Annotated in this window: 13 protein-coding genes; 10 read left to right on the plus strand and 3 right to left on the minus strand. The window is 56.5% G+C overall.

Going from position 1 to position 17,191, the window contains the following annotated elements:
* Together QGT73_RS03460 and panB are read right to left on the minus strand one after the other, a co-directional pair.
* Window positions 1-1,692 (minus strand): phosphoethanolamine transferase, encoded by a 1,692-nt coding sequence (locus QGT73_RS03460; RefSeq protein WP_280121428.1) that lies wholly within the window; start codon window positions 1,690-1,692, stop codon window positions 1-3.
* A gap of 26 nt (window positions 1,693-1,718) precedes the next feature.
* The gene (panB, locus tag QGT73_RS03465) at window positions 1,719-2,540 is read right to left on the minus strand and encodes a 3-methyl-2-oxobutanoate hydroxymethyltransferase (RefSeq protein WP_123616681.1); all 822 of its coding nucleotides are present in this window, start codon (window positions 2,538-2,540) and stop codon (window positions 1,719-1,721) included.
* A gap of 97 nt (window positions 2,541-2,637) precedes the next feature.
* Between panB and QGT73_RS03470 the strand changes: the two genes are divergently transcribed.
* From QGT73_RS03470 to QGT73_RS03510, 9 genes are all read left to right on the plus strand, one after another.
* Window positions 2,638-4,050, plus strand: coding sequence for an ATP-dependent DNA helicase (locus tag QGT73_RS03470; protein ID WP_280121429.1), 1,413 nt, complete (start codon window positions 2,638-2,640; stop codon window positions 4,048-4,050).
* An 82-nt stretch (window positions 4,051-4,132) separates the two neighbouring features.
* Entirely contained in the window at window positions 4,133-4,915 is a 783-nt protein-coding gene (locus tag QGT73_RS03475; RefSeq protein ID WP_280121430.1) for a protein kinase domain-containing protein, read from the plus strand.
* A 94-nt stretch (window positions 4,916-5,009) separates the two neighbouring features.
* On the plus strand, window positions 5,010-6,143 hold the full coding sequence (locus tag QGT73_RS03480) for an N-acetyltransferase (RefSeq protein ID WP_280121431.1): 1,134 nt from the start codon (window positions 5,010-5,012) through the stop codon (window positions 6,141-6,143).
* An 86-nt stretch (window positions 6,144-6,229) separates the two neighbouring features.
* Window positions 6,230-7,633 (plus strand): hypothetical protein, encoded by a 1,404-nt coding sequence (locus tag QGT73_RS03485; protein ID WP_280121432.1) that lies wholly within the window; start codon window positions 6,230-6,232, stop codon window positions 7,631-7,633.
* On the plus strand, window positions 7,630-8,292 hold the full coding sequence (locus QGT73_RS03490; protein ID WP_280121433.1) for an ATP-binding cassette domain-containing protein: 663 nt from the start codon (window positions 7,630-7,632) through the stop codon (window positions 8,290-8,292). Before QGT73_RS03485 ends, QGT73_RS03490 begins: the two co-directional genes overlap by 4 nt.
* 22 nt (window positions 8,293-8,314) lie before the next feature.
* On the plus strand, window positions 8,315-9,562 hold the full coding sequence (locus QGT73_RS03495; protein WP_280121434.1) for an ABC transporter permease: 1,248 nt from the start codon (window positions 8,315-8,317) through the stop codon (window positions 9,560-9,562).
* 97 nt (window positions 9,563-9,659) lie between these two features.
* Window positions 9,660-10,586 (plus strand): malate dehydrogenase, encoded by a 927-nt coding sequence (locus tag QGT73_RS03500; RefSeq protein WP_280121435.1) that lies wholly within the window; start codon window positions 9,660-9,662, stop codon window positions 10,584-10,586.
* Window positions 10,587-10,769: 183 nt separating this feature from the next.
* Window positions 10,770-13,190: a hypothetical protein gene (locus QGT73_RS03505; RefSeq protein WP_280121436.1), complete on the plus strand. Its 2,421-nt coding sequence runs from the start codon at window positions 10,770-10,772 to the stop codon at window positions 13,188-13,190.
* Window positions 13,187-15,067, plus strand: coding sequence for a terminase large subunit (locus tag QGT73_RS03510; RefSeq protein ID WP_280121437.1), 1,881 nt, complete (start codon window positions 13,187-13,189; stop codon window positions 15,065-15,067). Before QGT73_RS03505 ends, QGT73_RS03510 begins: the two co-directional genes overlap by 4 nt.
* A 175-nt stretch (window positions 15,068-15,242) precedes the next feature.
* Here QGT73_RS03510 and QGT73_RS03515 read toward each other — a convergent pair whose 3' ends face one another.
* The gene (locus tag QGT73_RS03515; protein WP_123617653.1) at window positions 15,243-15,416 is read right to left on the minus strand and encodes a histone H1; all 174 of its coding nucleotides are present in this window, start codon (window positions 15,414-15,416) and stop codon (window positions 15,243-15,245) included.
* 165 nt (window positions 15,417-15,581) lie between these two features.
* On the opposite strand from QGT73_RS03515, the gene QGT73_RS03520 reads away from it, so the two are divergent.
* Window positions 15,582-16,829 (plus strand): M16 family metallopeptidase, encoded by a 1,248-nt coding sequence (locus tag QGT73_RS03520; protein ID WP_280121438.1) that lies wholly within the window; start codon window positions 15,582-15,584, stop codon window positions 16,827-16,829.
* The last annotated feature ends 362 nt before the right edge of the window (window positions 16,830-17,191 follow it).

Genomic DNA, 17,191 nt, shown 5'->3' on the forward strand with positions numbered 1-17,191 from the left:
TCAGGGTGAGATTGGCATGTCGCAGACGGGAGCTGCATCCTTTCGTGGCTTTATCTTGTCAAAGTCAAGAGTGTTAAGCACGATGCGTTTCTTGTCTTCGTCATAGTCGGGTGAGATGAAGCTCCTGCGGGGATTGTAAAACGGTGATTGTATCCGGCCCAGTTCAAGGATTACGTGGCTGATATCGTTGGTAGTCACCGGTCTGAGGGCTGAGGATGATACATTGCCGGCTATCTCGGGGCGATTGGCCCGGTAGGCGGGCGACAGCCATATCCATAATGGCACCCGCAGTTGGATTTCCGGGTTTTTGCTTTCGGCGGCAAAGCCGTGTCCCATGTCGTCATATTCATATATCTCCTCTCCATGGTCGGAGAAATATATGACGGCGCAGTCTCTGTCATGAAATTTGTCGATGATGCTCCTGAGGTTGCGGTCGGTCATGTGGGTCGCGTTGTCGTAATGAGCCATGACTTTACGCTTTTCAGGCAGGATGTCAGAAGGATAATCTTTTTCAGAGAATACGCGCTGCTCTTCGGGGTATCGGTCGGCATAAGTGTAGTGTTGTCCCTGCAGGTGTATCACATACAGTGACGGGTGAGCCGACGGGGTCAGGCATGACAACATCTCGGAGTCATATCTGAATTTGCGGTCGTTGCGCTCGTCAAACATTGCTTCTGACAGATTGCTGTCGGCTAGAACCGACACTCCGCCGCTCACCAGATATTGGTTGTCATGCATTACGGTGTGGTAGCCGGCTGCTTTGAACAGTGCCGGAAACAGCGGGGCGGCGGTGAGCCCGTGTTGGGCTCCTGCGACCGAAAAAACTGACTGCATGGCCCTTATGGTCAGATCCCACGGAGAGACAGCATCGCGAAACACAGTCATGCCGCTGTCAAGTGACAGCTCATGCATGCGGGGCTCGGTAGATAGCCGGTAGCCGTATAGCTGAGAGTGATATACCGAATGGCTCTCGCCTATTATGACAACTATGTCGGGCCGGACGTCTGTCAAAGAGCTTGCTTCCGCTGACTTGCATCGGGCTAAGATGTCATTATGGACAGCCAGATTTCTGTTGGCGATATGGAGTGCATATGTGGCCCGGACCAGAGTGTTGCACTGGGGGACCGACATGCCGCTGCCGTATCTCACATAGTGAAGCGCGCAATAGCCCGAGATGGCAATGGCCGCAAACACGGTGAGAAGTATGGCTCTTTTGACGATGACTGATCTGCCGCATATACGGCATGCCTTCCACACCAATATATTATATGCGGCTATTGCCGATACCCAGAGGAGCAGTTTGGACGGGGAAAGATAGCTGCGTATGAAGCCGCTGCTTTCGTCGGGATTGGTGTCGGTGATCACATCGACAGCGTCCTGATTGAATATGCCATGAAAATTTATTATCATGAAATAGTCAAGGACAATCGCGATGTTAAACAGGATGGCCAATGCGATGACCGTCAACCTGTAGACAGGCCGGCAGCCCGACACCGCCCTGCATATCACGGATGACAGCCAGGCGACAAGCATCCCTAAGGCGGCGACGGTCGCGCCTGTCATGAAAGAGGGGGAATACAATAGAAATGTCAGTCCTGAGGTGATGTTGAGGACGAAGAAATACAGGCATATGTCTCCGGCCGAGGATGACAAGAAGGTCAGGAAGGGATTGGGTTTTCTATTGTATTCCATTTGGAGTAGGTTCGGATGAGTGTGGGTCAGTAAGACTCCTTTTCGTTGGGGAAGTCAGACGATTTTACATCGGTTATGTATGAGCCTACGGCGTCGGTGATGGTGGTGGCGAGGTCGGCGTAGCGGCGCAGGAAGCGGGGCGAGAAGCCTTGGTTGATGCCGAGCATGTCGTGCATCACGAGCACCTGACCGTCACATCCGTTGCCGGCTCCGATGCCGATGGTGGGGATGGTCAGCTCGGCCGACACACGTGTGGCGAGCTGGGCGGGTATCTTCTCGAGCACGATGGCAAAGCATCCGGCCTCCTCGAGCAGTTTGGCGTCGGCTATGAGTTTGGCCGCCTCGGCCTCCTCGCGTGCGCGCACGTTGTAGGTGCCGAATTTATTGATTGACTGCGGGGTGAGGCCGAGGTGACCCATGACGGGTATGCCGGCCGAGAGTATGCGTCGCACGCTCTCTATAATCTCCTCGCCGCCCTCGAGCTTTACAGCCTCGGCGTTGCTCTCCTTCATGATGCGTATAGCCGACGAGAGAGCCTCGATGGAGTTGCCCTGATAGGTGCCGAAGGGGAGGTCGCACACCACGAGTGCGCGTTTCACACCGTTGGTCACGCTTTTGGCGTGATATATCATCTGGTCGAGAGTCATGGGGAGGGTTGTGGTGTTGCCCACCATAACGTTTGAGGCAGAGTCGCCCACGAGTATGGCGTCCATGCCGGCCTGGTCGATGAGGGTGGCCATGGAGTAGTCATAGGCTGTGAGCATAGCTATCTTTTCGCCCTTGGCTTTCATCTCGATGAGTCGTCGTGTCGTGACCTTGCGCGGGTCTGATGCTGTGTATGTAGACATAGGTAGAGTGTGTTGTTGTTTGTTGTATTGATGATTGGATGAATTATGGGGGCAAAGTTAAGAAAAAAGTGTAAATTTGTGCAATATTTTACCACATATGACAGTAGGAGAGTTTGCGGCCGATGTGAGAGGTAATCTTAGTTACGCGCCTAACCGTCAGCAGGAGTTGCTGATAGGCGCGCTGGCTCGTTTCTGCTCGGTGGCCGGTGACGGAGTGTTTATACTCAACGGTTACGCGGGCACGGGCAAGACGTCGCTTATGGGCGCGCTCGTAAAGAGCCTGCGGGCCGCCGGGCGCGAAGTGGTGCTGCTCGCTCCTACGGGGCGTGCGGCCAAGGTGCTCTCGGGCCAGGCGGGAACACCGGCCTATACGATACACCGGCGCATATATCGCGGTGACGGAGGCGGCGGATGGACCGAAGGGTTCAGAGCCTTGCAACACAACGCTCTGACCAGCGCGGTGTTTATAGTCGACGAGGCCTCGATGATAGGCGACGGCACAGGCGAGGAGGGCGGCTCAAGCCTGCTCGACGACCTTGTGGAGTATGTGTTTACCGGCGAGAACAGCCGTCTGATAGTGATAGGCGACGTGGCCCAGCTCCCTCCGGTGGGAGCGAGCGAGAGCCCGGCCATGATGCCTGAGAGCTACAAGCGGCTCGGACTCAAGGTGAGCCGCGCGGTGCTTACCGACACTGTGCGCCAGGCGCGCGAGTCGGGCATACTGCGCAACGCCACCTGGCTCCGGCGTGCCATGCTGCTTGACCCTCTGCCCCAGGCACGTATAGCGGTCGGAGAATATGACGACGTAGCCCTGACCGACGGCAACGACGTGGCCGATGTGGTGGGTGACTGTTACCGTCGCGACGGGGCCGGGGAGACTATTGTGGTCACACGTTCCAACCGTCGGGCGCGAGAATTTAACCTCGGCATAAGGCAGCGCATCATGGATTATGACGAGATGCTTGTCAAGGGAGAGCGTCTGCTGGTGGCCAAGAACAATTACATGTGGTCGTCCAAGATCAAAGGTCTTGACTTCATAGCCAACGGAGACGTAGCCATAGTGCAGGACATCAGAGGTGTCGAGGAGCGTTACGGCTATCGGTTTGCCAACGTCAGGCTGTGGCTTCCCGACAGCGACGCCGAGGTCGACTGCAAGATATTTCTCGACACGCTCACCGACGAGGGAGCCTCGGTGTCGGGAGCCGATATGCGCGCGCTTGCCGAGGCCCGTATGGCCGACCCCGAAGTCAATGCGCCCGACACCCCCTATGCGACACGGGTCGGGAGGCTGCGGCGCGACGAGTATTTCAACGCATTGCAGGTGAAGTATGCCTACGCCATGACCTGTCACAAAGCGCAGGGCGGACAGTGGAAAAATGTCGTGGTCGACATGGGGGGCATCGCCCCCGAGGGCCAGGGCCTGGAGTTTTACCGCTGGCTCTACACCGCCACCACCCGCGCCACCTCGAGAGTCTACTACCTCAACGCCGAGGAGTTTGTGTCGGAGTGACGAAATGCCTGCGCGATGTGATTGATTTTTGGGTAATTCGGAGATTTTAGTTATTTTTGCGAAATAATGCATGCATGTCACAATGGAAAACAATCAGACCAACGACTCCGATATGAAGCAGACTCCCGGTCAGTCGCCGAAGTGGACGGAGATTGAGCACCTGCCCGAGTGGGACGAGGAGTTTTATCATGTCTATACCGCTAAGAAGCATGGCAAATGGCTTATGCTTAAGACTCTGCGCCCTGAACTGAAGGGGCAGGAGGAGTATGAGAAGATGATCGAGAAGGAGTTTGAGGTCAGATATAATCTGGCTCATCCCCATATAATCATGATAAATGATTTTGAGGAGGTGCCCGGGCTCGGGATGTGTATTATCACCGATGACGTGTATGGCGACTCGCTTGAGAAGCTGATACGCGAGCATAAGGTGACCGACGAGCATATCTATAAACTTCATCACCAACTGCTCGACGCGCTCGACTATGTGCAGACCAAGCATCTGGCTCATCATCCGCTTGAGGCTTCGAGGGTGATATTTACGGAGAATATAGGCAATCTGAAACTCATTGACGTAGGTTTTGATCAGAAGAAGTTTCTGACGCACGAGGATACCAATGACGATATATACAATTACGGAGTGTTGCTCAACAGGGCTCTTGACGCCGTGGAGTCGCCTCATCCCAAGCTCCGCAAGGTGGCTGCCAAGTGTGTGGCCAAGGATGTGACCAAGCGTTATCGCACGCTCGACGAGCTGCGTCTCGATCTGGCCGACAGCGGGAGCAACAGGATATATGTATGCATCATCATCTTCCTTGTGGCCGTGATTGGATTGCTGCTGTGGCTCACCCACAACGGGCCGCAGTGATGTGACCGGCCGTGAGGCCGCCGTGACAAGATTTGCCGGACTATGGTCCGGAGGTGCATTAATCGACTATTTTTACAACTATCAACTGAACGTAATGTCTGTTACCATACGTGCCATTGAGGCTACTAAAAGGGAACTTGAAAAATATGTGCAATTCGGCATAGATCTCTATAAGGGAAATCCGTGCTATGTACCGCCGCTTGTGTTTGACGATGTCAACACGCTGCTGCCTGAGAAAAATCCGGCGTTTGAGATATGCGAGGCCCAGTCGTTTATGGCCTATCGCAACGGCAAGCCTGTGGGACGCATCACGGGTATCATCAACCGTATGCTCAACGAGAAGTCGGGACGTAAGGAGGCGAGATTCGGTTTTGTCGACTTTACCGATGACAGGGAGGTGTGTGACGCCTTGTTCGGGGCTGTCGAGTCGTGGGCTCGCGAGCGCGGCATGACCGAGATTATCGGGCCGATGGGCTTTACCGACATGGACCATGAGGGTATGCTCGTCGAGGGTTTCAACGAGATGGGCACCATGGCCACGATATATAATTATCCCTACTATCCGTCACACATGGAGCGTATGGGTTACAGAAAGGATACCGACTGGATAGAGTTTCGCATCACGATACCCGACAAGCTGCCTGAGAAGATGACCCGCATCGCGGAGATTGTGCTCAAGAAGTATGATCTGCGCATCATCAAGTTCAAGTCGGCCAAGAAGGTCAAGGAGCAGTATGGCGAGGCTCTGTTCAAGCTCATCAACGAGACCTATGCGGGGCTTTACGGTTACAGCCCACTCACCGACAAGCAGATAGCCTATTATATCGACATGTATCTCGGGTTGCTTAAGCTCGATTATGTGAGCATCGTGGTGGACCGCGATGACAAACTCGTAGGTGTGGGTATAAGCATGCCTTCGATGTCGGAGGCTCTGCGCAAGTCGGGCGGACGTCTCTTCCCCTTCGGATGGTGGCATCTGCTCAAGGCTATGAAGGGGCACAATGATGTGGTAGACCTGATGCTTATAGCCGTGACGCCCGAATATCAGTCAAAGGGTGTCAATTCGCTGTTTTTCTACGACCTGTGTAATATCTTTATCAAGGACGGCGTGAAGTTTGCCGAGACCAATCTGGAGCTTGAGGAGAATATACACGTGCAGTCGCAATGGGAGTATTTCGAGCGTAGGCAGCACCGCCGCCGCAGAGCGTTCAGGAAAAACCTCGGATAATTAGCAATTAGTAATTAGTAATTAGTAATTAGTAATTATTGCCGGAATTGCTGAAACATTGTATATTATAATCTGAATTAAAGCATATGAAACTGCAACACATCATGTTTGCTATCCTGACGGCGGTGTTTGTCGGGCTGGCCTCGTCGTGCTCCAAGCGGGCAGAGATTCTTGATAATATCCCGGCTGACGTCAATCTGGTGGCGACGGTTAATGTCGATAAGCTGTGCTCGGCCGTGGGTGTGACCCTTAAGGGCGACGGCACAGCCGAGGTGTGTTTGCCGATGCAGGGTGTGGTGCGTGGAAATATGAAGATGCTTGATGCCCTGGCCGGAATGAAGGCCGAGGGTGTGGCGGATATTGACAATATCGTGGTGGCCGCCGATAAGGAAAATGTCACTTATGCCATTTTGTCGGTCGGTGATATTGAACGGTTTGACACGGCTACGAGCGAATATCTCGACTGGAACGAGGCGTCAAACGGTTACAGGTCGGCGCGCCTCGGGTCGGCGTCGCTGCTTGCCAAGGACGGACTGGTATGGTTCGTGACAGGTGCGCGGGATGCCGTCAAGTCGGTAGACGAACTTAAGAAACGTGCCCGTGAGATGTCGGTGGCTCAGCTCGACGGCATTGCCGAGGTGCTGGGCCGCGACAATATGGTCAACGTGGCTGTGGCATCAGGCTTGGCTTCGATGGATAAATCGGACGCCGGGATTGACGCGCAGGACAAGGAGTGGAGTGTGGCGGCACTCAAGGAGGGTGCCGACAATTCGTTTGTGATTGACTGGGAGATGATGAAGTCGACCGGCCTCACTGTCAAGCCCAAGGGGATGCAGAACATCAATCCTGCCCTTCTGGCCTATGTGCCTGAGAATTTTAATGTGACCCTGGCCTTCGGTCTTACCAGAGAGTTTGACTGGGAGCCTCTGCGCAAGGTGGTCATGATGGCCGGCGGATTTCAGACTGCCGCTTTCATGTCGGTGGTCAATCCTTATCTGGAGTCGATCGACGGCACTGTGCTAATGGCCGCCGCTCCTTCGTCGCCCGAGCTTATGAAGGACGGCGATGTCTCTGACTGGGATTTCATCGTGATGGTGCATATGCCTCAGGACAAAATCAATTCTCTGATGTCCATGATAAGCAGCATGATGTCGACCGCCGGCATGACTCCCACAGTCACGGCCGACGGACTCATGGCCATACCGCAGTATGGCAAGACGATGTATATAGGCAATGTCGACGGTTATCTCGGCATCTCTACAATAGGATTTGACAACACGCGCAACAATTCGCTGGCCCCGACTTTTGTCAACAAGGATATGGCGGCTAATCTGAGCCTGGAGCCATATTCCGACTATGTTCACGGCGCGCCCGAAGGCACCGGTTTGGTGGTTTCGGCCTCGATGGACAACGGCAAGGGAGTTGTGAAACTCAAGGCCGACGGCACTCAGTGGCCCGTGCTCGTGTTTCTTTTGACAGCAATGAAATGATAGATAGAATAACTCTGCGCAAAGTGCTCCCCCGTGTATTCCGGGGGAGCGAATCTGAGCCGCCCGTGTGTCACAGCGAAGTGTGGCTGCGTGAGGATGTAAGTTTTGTGCGTCCGTCGGCCTATATAGTCGAGGCCGAGAGCGGTACCGGCAAGTCGTCGCTGTGCTCGTTTGTCTACGGTGCGCGTACTGACTATGACGGTGAGATACTTTTTGACGGAGAGGATGTGAGGGGCTTTTCGATAGAGCGTTGGTGCGCTCTGCGTCGTGAAGCCCTTGCTTATCTTCCGCAGGAGATGAGACTGTTTGGCGAACTGTCCGTGATGGATAACATAATGGTGAAAAACCGCCTGACTTCTTATCGCTCCGAAAGCGAGGTGATGGGGATGCTCGACCGTCTGGAGCTTGCCCACAAGGCCGGAGAGCCGGCCGGACGTCTGAGTGTGGGACAGCAGCAGCGTGTAGCGATTGTCCGCGCGCTGTGCCAGCCGTTTGACTTCCTGCTTGTCGATGAGCCTGTGAGCCATCTCGATGTGAGAAACAATGCCACGGTGGCATCGCTCATAGTCGAGGAGGCGACCGCCCGCCAAGCCTCGGTCATAGTCACCTCGGTCGGAAACAAACTTGCCGTTAATGAATACAAACTGATAAGATTGTAGACGGGTTTTACATATTAGTTTTATGAAAAGCAATCAATCCAAAGATATTCATACATCGCGTGTCTCCAAAGGCTCCTCAGGCCCGATAGGGCGGTTGCTGCGTCGTAATATGAGCGCGGGGCAGATAGCCGGTTATGCCGTGGCCAATCTTGTCGGACTGGTGATAGTGCTCACCGCCTTGCAGTTTTATCGCGACATTACATCCGTGAGCGAGGATGCCGACTCGTTTATCTCGTCGGACTATATCATTATCTCCAAGCGTGTCGACGGAGTGCAGGGCTTGGGCGGGATGAGTTCGTCGACCACATTCTCGCCATCCGAGCGCGAAGATATAGCTTCACAGCCCTGGGCCGCTGAGACGGGCGAGTTTACTTCGGCCGATTTTAATATCTCGGCGCGGGTCGACATAGGTGGAGCACCGCTGTCGACCGCCCTGTTTCTGGAGTCGATACCCGATGAGTTTTTCGACATCATGCCGCGTGGCTGGGGCTATAATCCCGGTAGCCGAGAGCCGGTGCTGGTGATTATATCCAAGGATTATCTCACGCTTTATAATTTCGGTTTTGCCGCCTCGCGCGGACTTCCGCAGATCTCCGAGGAGCTTATCGGCATGTTGCCGCTGCGTCTGAGTCTCAGCGGCAACGGGCGTCAGCAGTGGGTCGACGCACGCATAGCCGGATTTTCATCGCGGTTGAACACTATCGCGGTCCCCGAGGATTTTATGGCGTGGGCCAATGGCACCTTTGGCGAAGGACGCGGGACGGAGCCGTCACGTATGATAATACGGCTTGACCGTGCCGGCAACCCCGATGCTACGGCCTATATGGACGCGCACGGCTATGAGATAGCCGGCGACAAGGCTGCCGGAGGCAAAGCCGCCTATTTCCTGTCGGTGGTGACCACGGTGGTGGTGGCTATCGGTGTGATCATAAGTGTGCTGGCGTTTTTCATACTGCTGCTGAGCATCTATCTTCTCCTTCAGAAAAACCGTGCCAAGATTCACGACCTGATGCTGCTGGGCTACACCCCCGGCCAGGTGGCACGCTATTATATTATGGTGGTGGCGTGGGTCAACGGAGCGGTGCTCGCGGTCGCGCTCACGGCTGTGACGGTGGCCTCGGTGCTCTGGCACGAGAGGCTCGACGCGCTCGGTGCGAGCGGAGCCTCGCCGGTGGTGACATATATCGTCGGACTGGCGATAATGGCGGCAATAACCGCAGGTAATATCGTGGCGATAAGGCGAAACGTCAGGGGTGCGTTCCGGGGATAATTTTAATGTCAAATAGGCCAAAAATTATTTTTTAATTACGGAAATTTTTCCGTAATTTTGCGGTAAAATAATCATTGATTCTAAACTAATAGATACTATGTCAAAGGTAACAGTAGTAGGCGCCGGAAATGTTGGCGCAACATGTGCAAATGTATTGGTAACTTGCGGTATAGCCGACGAGGTAGTGCTCCTTGACATCAAGGAGGGCGTATCGGAAGGCAAGGCCATGGACATCATGCAGACCGCCAGCATCCTCAACATCAACACTACCCTCAAGGGTGTGACCAACGATTACGCAGCCACCGAAGGCAGCGACGTCGTAGTCATCACTTCAGGTATCCCCCGCAAGCCGGGCATGACCCGCGAGGAGCTTATCGGCGTCAATGCCGGTATCGTCAAGAGCGTTACCGAGCAACTGCTGAAGTATTCGCCCAACGCAGTGATCATCTGCATCTCCAACCCCATGGACACCATGACCTATCTCATCCACAAGGTGAGCGGTCTGCCCAAAAACCGTATCATCGGCATGGGTGGTGCTCTTGACAGCGCGCGTTTCAAATATCGTCTGGCCAACGCTCTCGGAGCCAACCACACCGAGGTCGAGGGCATCGTAATCGGCGGCCACGGCGACACCACAATGATACCCCTCGTGTGTTACGCTGCATGGCGCGGTGTTCCCGCCACCAACTATCTCGACGCTGCCACACTCCAGCAGGTTGCAGCCGACACCATGGTAGGCGGTGCCACTCTCACCAAGCTCCTCGGCACTTCGGCATGGTATGCCCCCGGAGCGGCAGGAGCCCAGATGGTCAAGGCTGTGCTTCACGACGAGAAGAAGCTCATCTCTTGCTCGGCTCTGCTCGACGGCGAGTATGGCGAGAAGGACCTCTGCATCGGCGTTCCCGCTATCATCGGCCGCAACGGCATCGAGAAAGTCGTTGAGTTTGAGCTCAATGATGAGGAGAAAGAGCTCTTCAAGAAGAGTGCCGAGGCTGTCCGCAAGACCAACGCCGCTCTCGCATAATAGAGAGTTTTAAAAGTTAAAAAGGTTAAAGTTTATGCATAGATTTTCTGTGCGTAAACTTTAACTTTTTTATAGACCTTAACCTTTTAACTCTAAACTCCTCAAGGCGGCATTATCGCACCTTTTCGGCTCATTTCGGGGTGTAAATTTGCATCAAGATTCAATGCAAATTCACACCCCTTTATGTTTCCCAAGACCATAGTTTTTCCTGTCGCCACACTTTCCGATTACCGGCGTGTGATACGTTGCCGCAATCTCCGGCCGCTCCTTACGGGAGGCCTGGGCGGAGTGGGCCTGCCACGGAGAGTGGCTAAGTTTTACGGTGACCGTCCGTCAGCCGTGCCGGGCGGAGTCATTTCGCTCAGTGACGGCACGCGTTGTGTGCTGGTGCATCATGACGGTTGTCTCAAGGCCGTGACAGGCCGTGAGGGGGCCGTCACGGTCGTATGGCGCACCGACCGGCCGCCCGAGTGTGCCATCGGACTTGATGACGGACTTATAGTGATGCCGGCCGAAGGCCCGGCACGACGCTTTGCGGCCCTGCGCGATGCCGACGGGCAGTTGTCGTGGAGCGAGATACCGCTCTTTCCCTCCTTGCCGCCGCTGATGATAGTGCGTCGCGACGTCGGCACGGCTGTGAGCACCTTGCCGGCCATGACTCTGCGCTCCTCCTACACCACCACGTCACAGCAGCTTGGCGACACCGACCGGACTGCCATCGACAAGGCCATGAGAGAGGCTTACATCGCCCTGTCAGACAGCGCGCTGTCGCGCGGCCGCTATATCCAGCCCGTGGTGGCACGCTATCGGCTCAGAGGCGAAGGCGGACGAGTGCTCTACACCTCGGCTCCCGTGATTGTGGCTCCTCGGACGGGGCTGCAGGGGGTGACAGCCACCCTCACGCTGACGGGCGAAGGGTTCAGGCAGTGTGGCGAAACGCGCCTCACCGCCACGGAGTTTGTTCCGGCCATAGAGTATACCCGCATTCCCGACGCGGAGTGGAAAGCTCTGGTGCGCTCGGTCGAACTGCTTGTGTCGCCCCAGCTTCACCCCTGGTCGGCCAAGTTGCCCGGCCATACGCGCAAGAGTGGAGCCTCGGCCACACAGCTCACCATGACCGCCACGCTCGCCGGAGTCGACCCCCTGCGCGGGTATGCAGCCGAAGGCACACGCCCGGCGGCATATGTGGCCGCGATACTCGACAATGCCGACAGCGCGCTGCTGTCAGGCCGTCCAGCCGACGACACACTCGGCGAGTTGAGCCGCCTCTCGGCTATAATGGACATGTCGTCAGCGTCGCCTACGGCCGAGAGCGCGCTGGCAGTGAGCGTAGGCGCGCCCCACAGGTTTACAGCCTCGGCCGTGGCCCGCAGCGGCGACCTCATAGCCTGGGGTGGCCTCAGGGTAATGCCGTTTGACGGCTATTCTCTGCCCGAGATGTCGATAGAGGCTCCCGCGGCACAGACATCGCTCCCCACCGCCGTCAGGGTGACCATGCACGACGGCTCGTCGGTGGTGCGCACGGCTGTAATGTCAGGTTTTGGAGAGCCGTCGCTGTCACCGCTGCTGGTCTATCCGTCGGCCGATGCCGTCGAGATGACGCTCATAGCCGGCGGCAAGGCTTTGACAGTGCCCCTTGTGTCCACGCCGTGCGGCCGTATGTCTTACCGGCTCAGCCCCGATCTGTGTCCGGCGGCACTGACCGAAGACCGTGGCGGATATGTAGTGCCCTCGGCCTCGCCCCGATGTCGTGAATATCCTTCGGCCGTGGCCGTGTGTGGCGTGGCATCTCCGCTTGAGCCTGTCGCCGTGAGCTATGGCGACGGCATGAAACTCTGCGCACTGCTGCCTGCCATGCGTCACAGTAATTCGTTTGCCGTGCCCTCGGCGCGTTTCTATCTCTTCGGGTCGGGAGGCATATCGTCGATGACGCTGACTGACAACCGCCGTCGCATCAATCTCAACCTGCTCGACAGTCGGGGAGTGAGTTCGCCGCTGGCGGTGACGCCGATGGCCGGAGGAGTTGCCGCGATAGCCGGAGGGGCACTGGTGACTGTAACCGGCTCGCGTCCCGCGACACTGCTTGACAACTGTCGGGCCACGATGCTCGGCTGGAGCGACCGCTATGGCGAGTTGTGGTGTATCGGTGCAGGAGACGGCAGCGATGACGAGGCTCTGGTGACATCGCCCGACGGCTCGGTGCTCTATACGCGTGGCGGCATAGGGATTGACGGAGTGGTGTCGGGCAGTGCGGGGATGATACTTGTCGGCTCGGACGGCCGTTTGCTCGACCCGTCGGAGGAAGAGGATGGCCCCGTGAGCGTGAGTCATGTCTCGGCCGTCGGTCACCGTTATGCTCCGGGCTCATGCGCCATGTTGCATGCCGGAGTGTCGGGCGAGGGACTGACAGGCCGGATAGTCCTGACGGCCTCTCACGACAGCTCGGGCCGTGCCTCGGCCGCCGTCAGGACCCTTGTCGTCAACGGCGGCGACCTCAGTCATCCCCTGTGTGAGCCGGTGGCGGTGCCTCACAGCCACCGCATGACTCTCGAGGTGTCGCTCTCCACTTCCTGTCCGTCAAAACTTGTCATTACCGAGCCATGAACATAGACCGAACTATCCTTGAAGCCGAAAACCGTGCCCGTCACCGACGGCTCGCGGCACGTTCATATGACCCTCTCGAGGGCGACCGTCACGATGGCGGCCGGGTGAGGGTGGTGCGTGGCGCGGCGGTTCACTATGTGCCGCGCGCCATGCTCGAAGATACCGGCTATGCTGTCACGCTCGGCGACCGTGACTTTGCCATGCTCAGGTTCAGATATGACTTTGAGTTCTGGGCCGCGACATGTGTCAGGATACTCCACAAGACCACCAAGCGGTCGGTGCCATTTGTGCTCAACCGTCCGCAGCGTCGGCTGCTGCGCGCGCTCGAGGAGCAGCGCGAGGCCGGCTTGCCGGTGCGCGTCATCATTCTCAAGGCGCGCCAGTGGGGAGCGTCGACTCTGGTGCAGATATATTTTGCATGGATTCAGATAGTGCATCTGCACAACTGGCATTCGCTCATCTGCGCCCATGTCAAGGACACCTCATCGACCATCCGCGGCATCTATACCCACCTGCTCGAAAACTATCCGCGCGAGTATTGGGACGAGGAGTGCGTGCCCGAGTTCCGCCCCTATGAACGTATGACCAATGTGCGCATGATTCCCGGCCGCGGATGTCGCGTGACGGTGTGTTCGAGCGAAAACCAGGAGTCGACGCGAGGCATGGACTGCTCCATGGCCCATATGAGCGAGGTGGCTTTCTGGAAAGACTCGCAGCTCCACAATCCCGTCGACCTCGTGCGCTCCATAGCCTCCGGCATAGCCCGCAGTCCGCTGACTGTGGTGGTGATGGAGAGCACGGCCAACGGTGTGGGCAATTTCTTTCACAAGGAGTGGCTCAGGGCTGTGGCCGGCAAGAGCGACAAGACCCCGTTTTTTGTCGCGTGGCACGAGATAGAGCTCAACACCGAGCCTGTCGGGGATGTCGTGGAGTTTTACAACTCGTTTTCCGACTACGAGCGCGAGCTGTGGGAGGAGCACGGCTGCACGCTCGAGGCTATAATGTGGTACAGGCGCAAGGCCCGGGAGTACACCGAGCACCGCTCAATGATGGCCGAGTTTCCCACCACGCCCGACGAAGCCTTCTGCTCGACCGAGAGCGCGGTGTTTTCCGCCTCCGACGTAGAGCGTCTGCGCTCTCAGGGGTGTGTGCTGGAGCCGGTTGTTGGCGAGGTGCTCGGCTCATGGTCGGGTGTGCCCTCCGACCTCTCGTCGCCGCGGTTTCAGCCTTCGGCCTCGGGCAAGGCGCGCGTGTGGCGGCCTCCGCGCGAGGGTGCCGCCTACATTGTGAGCCTCGACATAGGCGGGCGCACTCTCACGGCCGACTATTCGGTCATCACCGTGCTTGACCGCCGGCTCGACGCCACTTCCGACCCGCGTCCCGAGGTTGTGGCGCAGTGGAGGGGACACATCGACCACGACCTGCTGGCATGGCGGGCGGCTGCTATGGCGCGATGGTATAACGACGCTCTGCTTGTCGTGGAGAGCAATTCGTGGGAAGGCGGTTCGGAGGGCCGCGGCCACTATATACTCTCCACTCTCGCCGACTCCTATGCCAACATGTATTACCGCCGCAGCAAGGGGTCGCCCACCGGGCGTCTGCCCGGATTTCACACCAATGTCCACACCAAGGCCTCGCTGATAGCCCATCTCATCGCGATGGTGCGCGACGGCCTGTATGTCGAGCGCGACCCCGGCGCGTGTGACGAACTCATGCAGTATGAATCGCTATCCGACGGCACCTATGCGGCCAGGCGCGGATGTCACGACGACATACTCATGTCGCGGGCCATAGCCCTGTGGGTGCATGCCGAGGAGCCCTCCTCCTCAATCCCCGCGCTCGCTCCTGCCGACTGTGCCGCTCTCTTCTTGCAGTGACCTCGCGATAGCCGTGGAAATGCTGTAAAGACAAAAGTCTCAAAAGGAACAAAAGTTTCTAATCGTACGTAAAACAGATGTTTTATGCTGATTAAAAACTTGTGTTCCTTTTGAGACTTTTGTCTTTTTGTATCTTTTTGCCGATATCGGGCAATAGAGACACTGTCTCGATGATTTACTTGGAGGCAGCGATAGAGTTTTTGCGGAACTCCTTGAGGAGCTTCTCAAGCTCGAGCGAAACCTTGCGAGCGCGTGCGCCGGCGGCCTTGTTGCCTGATTCTACCTGTGCGGCTGCGTCCTTGGCAAATGCCTCGAAACCGGCATTGATTTTTTCAACGATAGTTTTCATGTTATCTTGGAGATTAAATAAAATAATGTGATGGTTTTCTGCAAATTTACATATATTTTATCAACAGTTCCAAATGTTTGTATGCTTTTTTGCGCTCATATTCGTGACATTAGGGCGTTTTTGCACAAAAAGTCGTAACTTTGAGGTCCGATATTTCATTTTTCCATGATAAGCTATAACACCTTTACGCTCTCCAACGGTCTGAGAGCCGTACACAATTACGATCCCTCGACGGCCATGGTGGCGGTCAATATCTTATATAACGTGGGCTCGCGCGACGAGTCGCCTGAGCTCACGGGCCTTGCCCACCTCTTTGAGCACCTCATGTTTGGCGGCTCGGCCAATGTGCCCGACTTCGATGCCGAGCTGGAGCGGGCCGGCGGCACGAGCAACGCATGGACAAGCAACGACTTCACCAACTTTTACGACGTGGCTCCGGCTGCCAATTTCGAGACGCTCCTGTGGCTCGAGAGCGACCGCATGTGGGGGCTTTCATTCTCGCCGCGCTCGCTTGAGGTGCAGCAGTCGGTGGTCATCGAGGAGTTCAAGCAGACCCATCTCAACCGTCCCTATGGCGATGTGGCCCACCGTCTGCGCGAACTGCTCTACACTTCACATCCCTATCGCTATCCGACCATCGGACGGGAGATTGCACATATCGAGCGTGTGACGCTCGACGATGTGAAACACTTTTTCTATACCCACTACGCACCCAACAATGCCGTCATAGCCATCAGCGGCAACGTCACTCTCGAGCAGGCCCGTGACGGGCTGGAGCGGTGGTTTGGCCCGATACCCGCCCGCGACATCGCTCCGCGGCTCTATCAGCCCGAACCTGAGGTCACCGGGCCGCGTACTCTTACGGTCACAGGCCGAGTGCCCCAGCCTCTAGTGGTGGTGGCCTATCCGATGGCCGCTTACGGACAGCCTGGATATATAGAGTCGGATCTTCTCACCGACGTGCTTGCCTCGGGACGTTCGTCGCGCTATTACCGCAGTCTCGTGATGGCCGACTCGCTTTTCACCGAGGCCGACGCCTCCATTGCCGGAAGCGAGGAGCCGGGTTTCCTGATGCTGCGCGGACGTCTCACCGACGCGTCGCCCGAGGCCGTGGGGCATGCCGTGGAGGCTCTCAACACTCATGCCCGTGCACTTGCGGCTCCCGAGGCGCAAGGCGGACTCACACAGCGCGAACTCGAGCGTGCTCTCAACCGCTTTGACTCCAACCACAGGTTTTCGATGCTCTCATGCCTGTCACGGGCTCAGGAACTGGCCATGGCCGAGATGCATGGCGAGGACATCAACCGCCGTGTGGCCACGTATCGCTCAGAGACACGCGATGACATGGTCGCCACCGCCGCCGGTGTGCTCGACCCATCGCGGGCTTGTACGTTAGTGTATCTGCCGGAATAAAAAGCGTGTGTTATAAAACATTGTTTTTAAACAATCCTTTGGCCGGGAGTGTTGTAATTGTGTAATCACTGATAAAACTACTTAATTATGAAACTCAAAGACACACTCCACCGCCTGGGCGACCTCTACAAAGAGTCGGCCTCTATGATTTACCGCAATCCGCTCAATCACTAAACAGATACAAAAGTCTCAAAAAGGGCTCAAGCCGAAATTCCGGTGCATGTAATTTTCAGAAAATTGTTAAATTTGCGGTATGAAAACATCGGAAGCATTCTGGATGTTCTTGCCCCAGGGGCTGGACGAACTGTTTGAGATGGTGCGCTTCGAACGTACAGAACAGGCATATGACATATGGCTTGATG

The organism is Duncaniella muricolitica, from assembly GCF_910574735.1.
In the GTDB taxonomy this organism is placed as follows: domain Bacteria; phylum Bacteroidota; class Bacteroidia; order Bacteroidales; family Muribaculaceae; genus Duncaniella; species Duncaniella muricolitica.

What these genes read in the sequence shown, in the direction of transcription:
- QGT73_RS03515 (WP_123617653.1), bottom strand. Translation starts at nt 15,416, where the DNA reads ATGAAAACTATCGTTGAAAAAATCAATGCCGGTTTCGAGGCATTTGCC.
- QGT73_RS03475 (WP_280121430.1), top strand. Translation starts at nt 4,133, where the DNA reads ATGGAAAACAATCAGACCAACGACTCCGATATGAAGCAGACTCCCGGT.
- QGT73_RS03460 (WP_280121428.1), bottom strand. Translation starts at nt 1,692, where the DNA reads ATGGAATACAATAGAAAACCCAATCCCTTCCTGACCTTCTTGTCATCC.
- QGT73_RS03485 (WP_280121432.1), top strand. Translation starts at nt 6,230, where the DNA reads ATGAAACTGCAACACATCATGTTTGCTATCCTGACGGCGGTGTTTGTC.
- QGT73_RS03495 (WP_280121434.1), top strand. Translation starts at nt 8,315, where the DNA reads ATGAAAAGCAATCAATCCAAAGATATTCATACATCGCGTGTCTCCAAA.
- QGT73_RS03500 (WP_280121435.1), top strand. Translation starts at nt 9,660, where the DNA reads ATGTCAAAGGTAACAGTAGTAGGCGCCGGAAATGTTGGCGCAACATGT.
- QGT73_RS03480 (WP_280121431.1), top strand. Translation starts at nt 5,010, where the DNA reads ATGTCTGTTACCATACGTGCCATTGAGGCTACTAAAAGGGAACTTGAA.
- QGT73_RS03505 (WP_280121436.1), top strand. Translation starts at nt 10,770, where the DNA reads ATGTTTCCCAAGACCATAGTTTTTCCTGTCGCCACACTTTCCGATTAC.
- panB (WP_123616681.1), bottom strand. Translation starts at nt 2,540, where the DNA reads ATGTCTACATACACAGCATCAGACCCGCGCAAGGTCACGACACGACGA.
- QGT73_RS03470 (WP_280121429.1), top strand. Translation starts at nt 2,638, where the DNA reads ATGACAGTAGGAGAGTTTGCGGCCGATGTGAGAGGTAATCTTAGTTAC.
- QGT73_RS03490 (WP_280121433.1), top strand. Translation starts at nt 7,630, where the DNA reads ATGATAGATAGAATAACTCTGCGCAAAGTGCTCCCCCGTGTATTCCGG.
- QGT73_RS03520 (WP_280121438.1), top strand. Translation starts at nt 15,582, where the DNA reads ATGATAAGCTATAACACCTTTACGCTCTCCAACGGTCTGAGAGCCGTA.
- QGT73_RS03510 (WP_280121437.1), top strand. Translation starts at nt 13,187, where the DNA reads ATGAACATAGACCGAACTATCCTTGAAGCCGAAAACCGTGCCCGTCAC.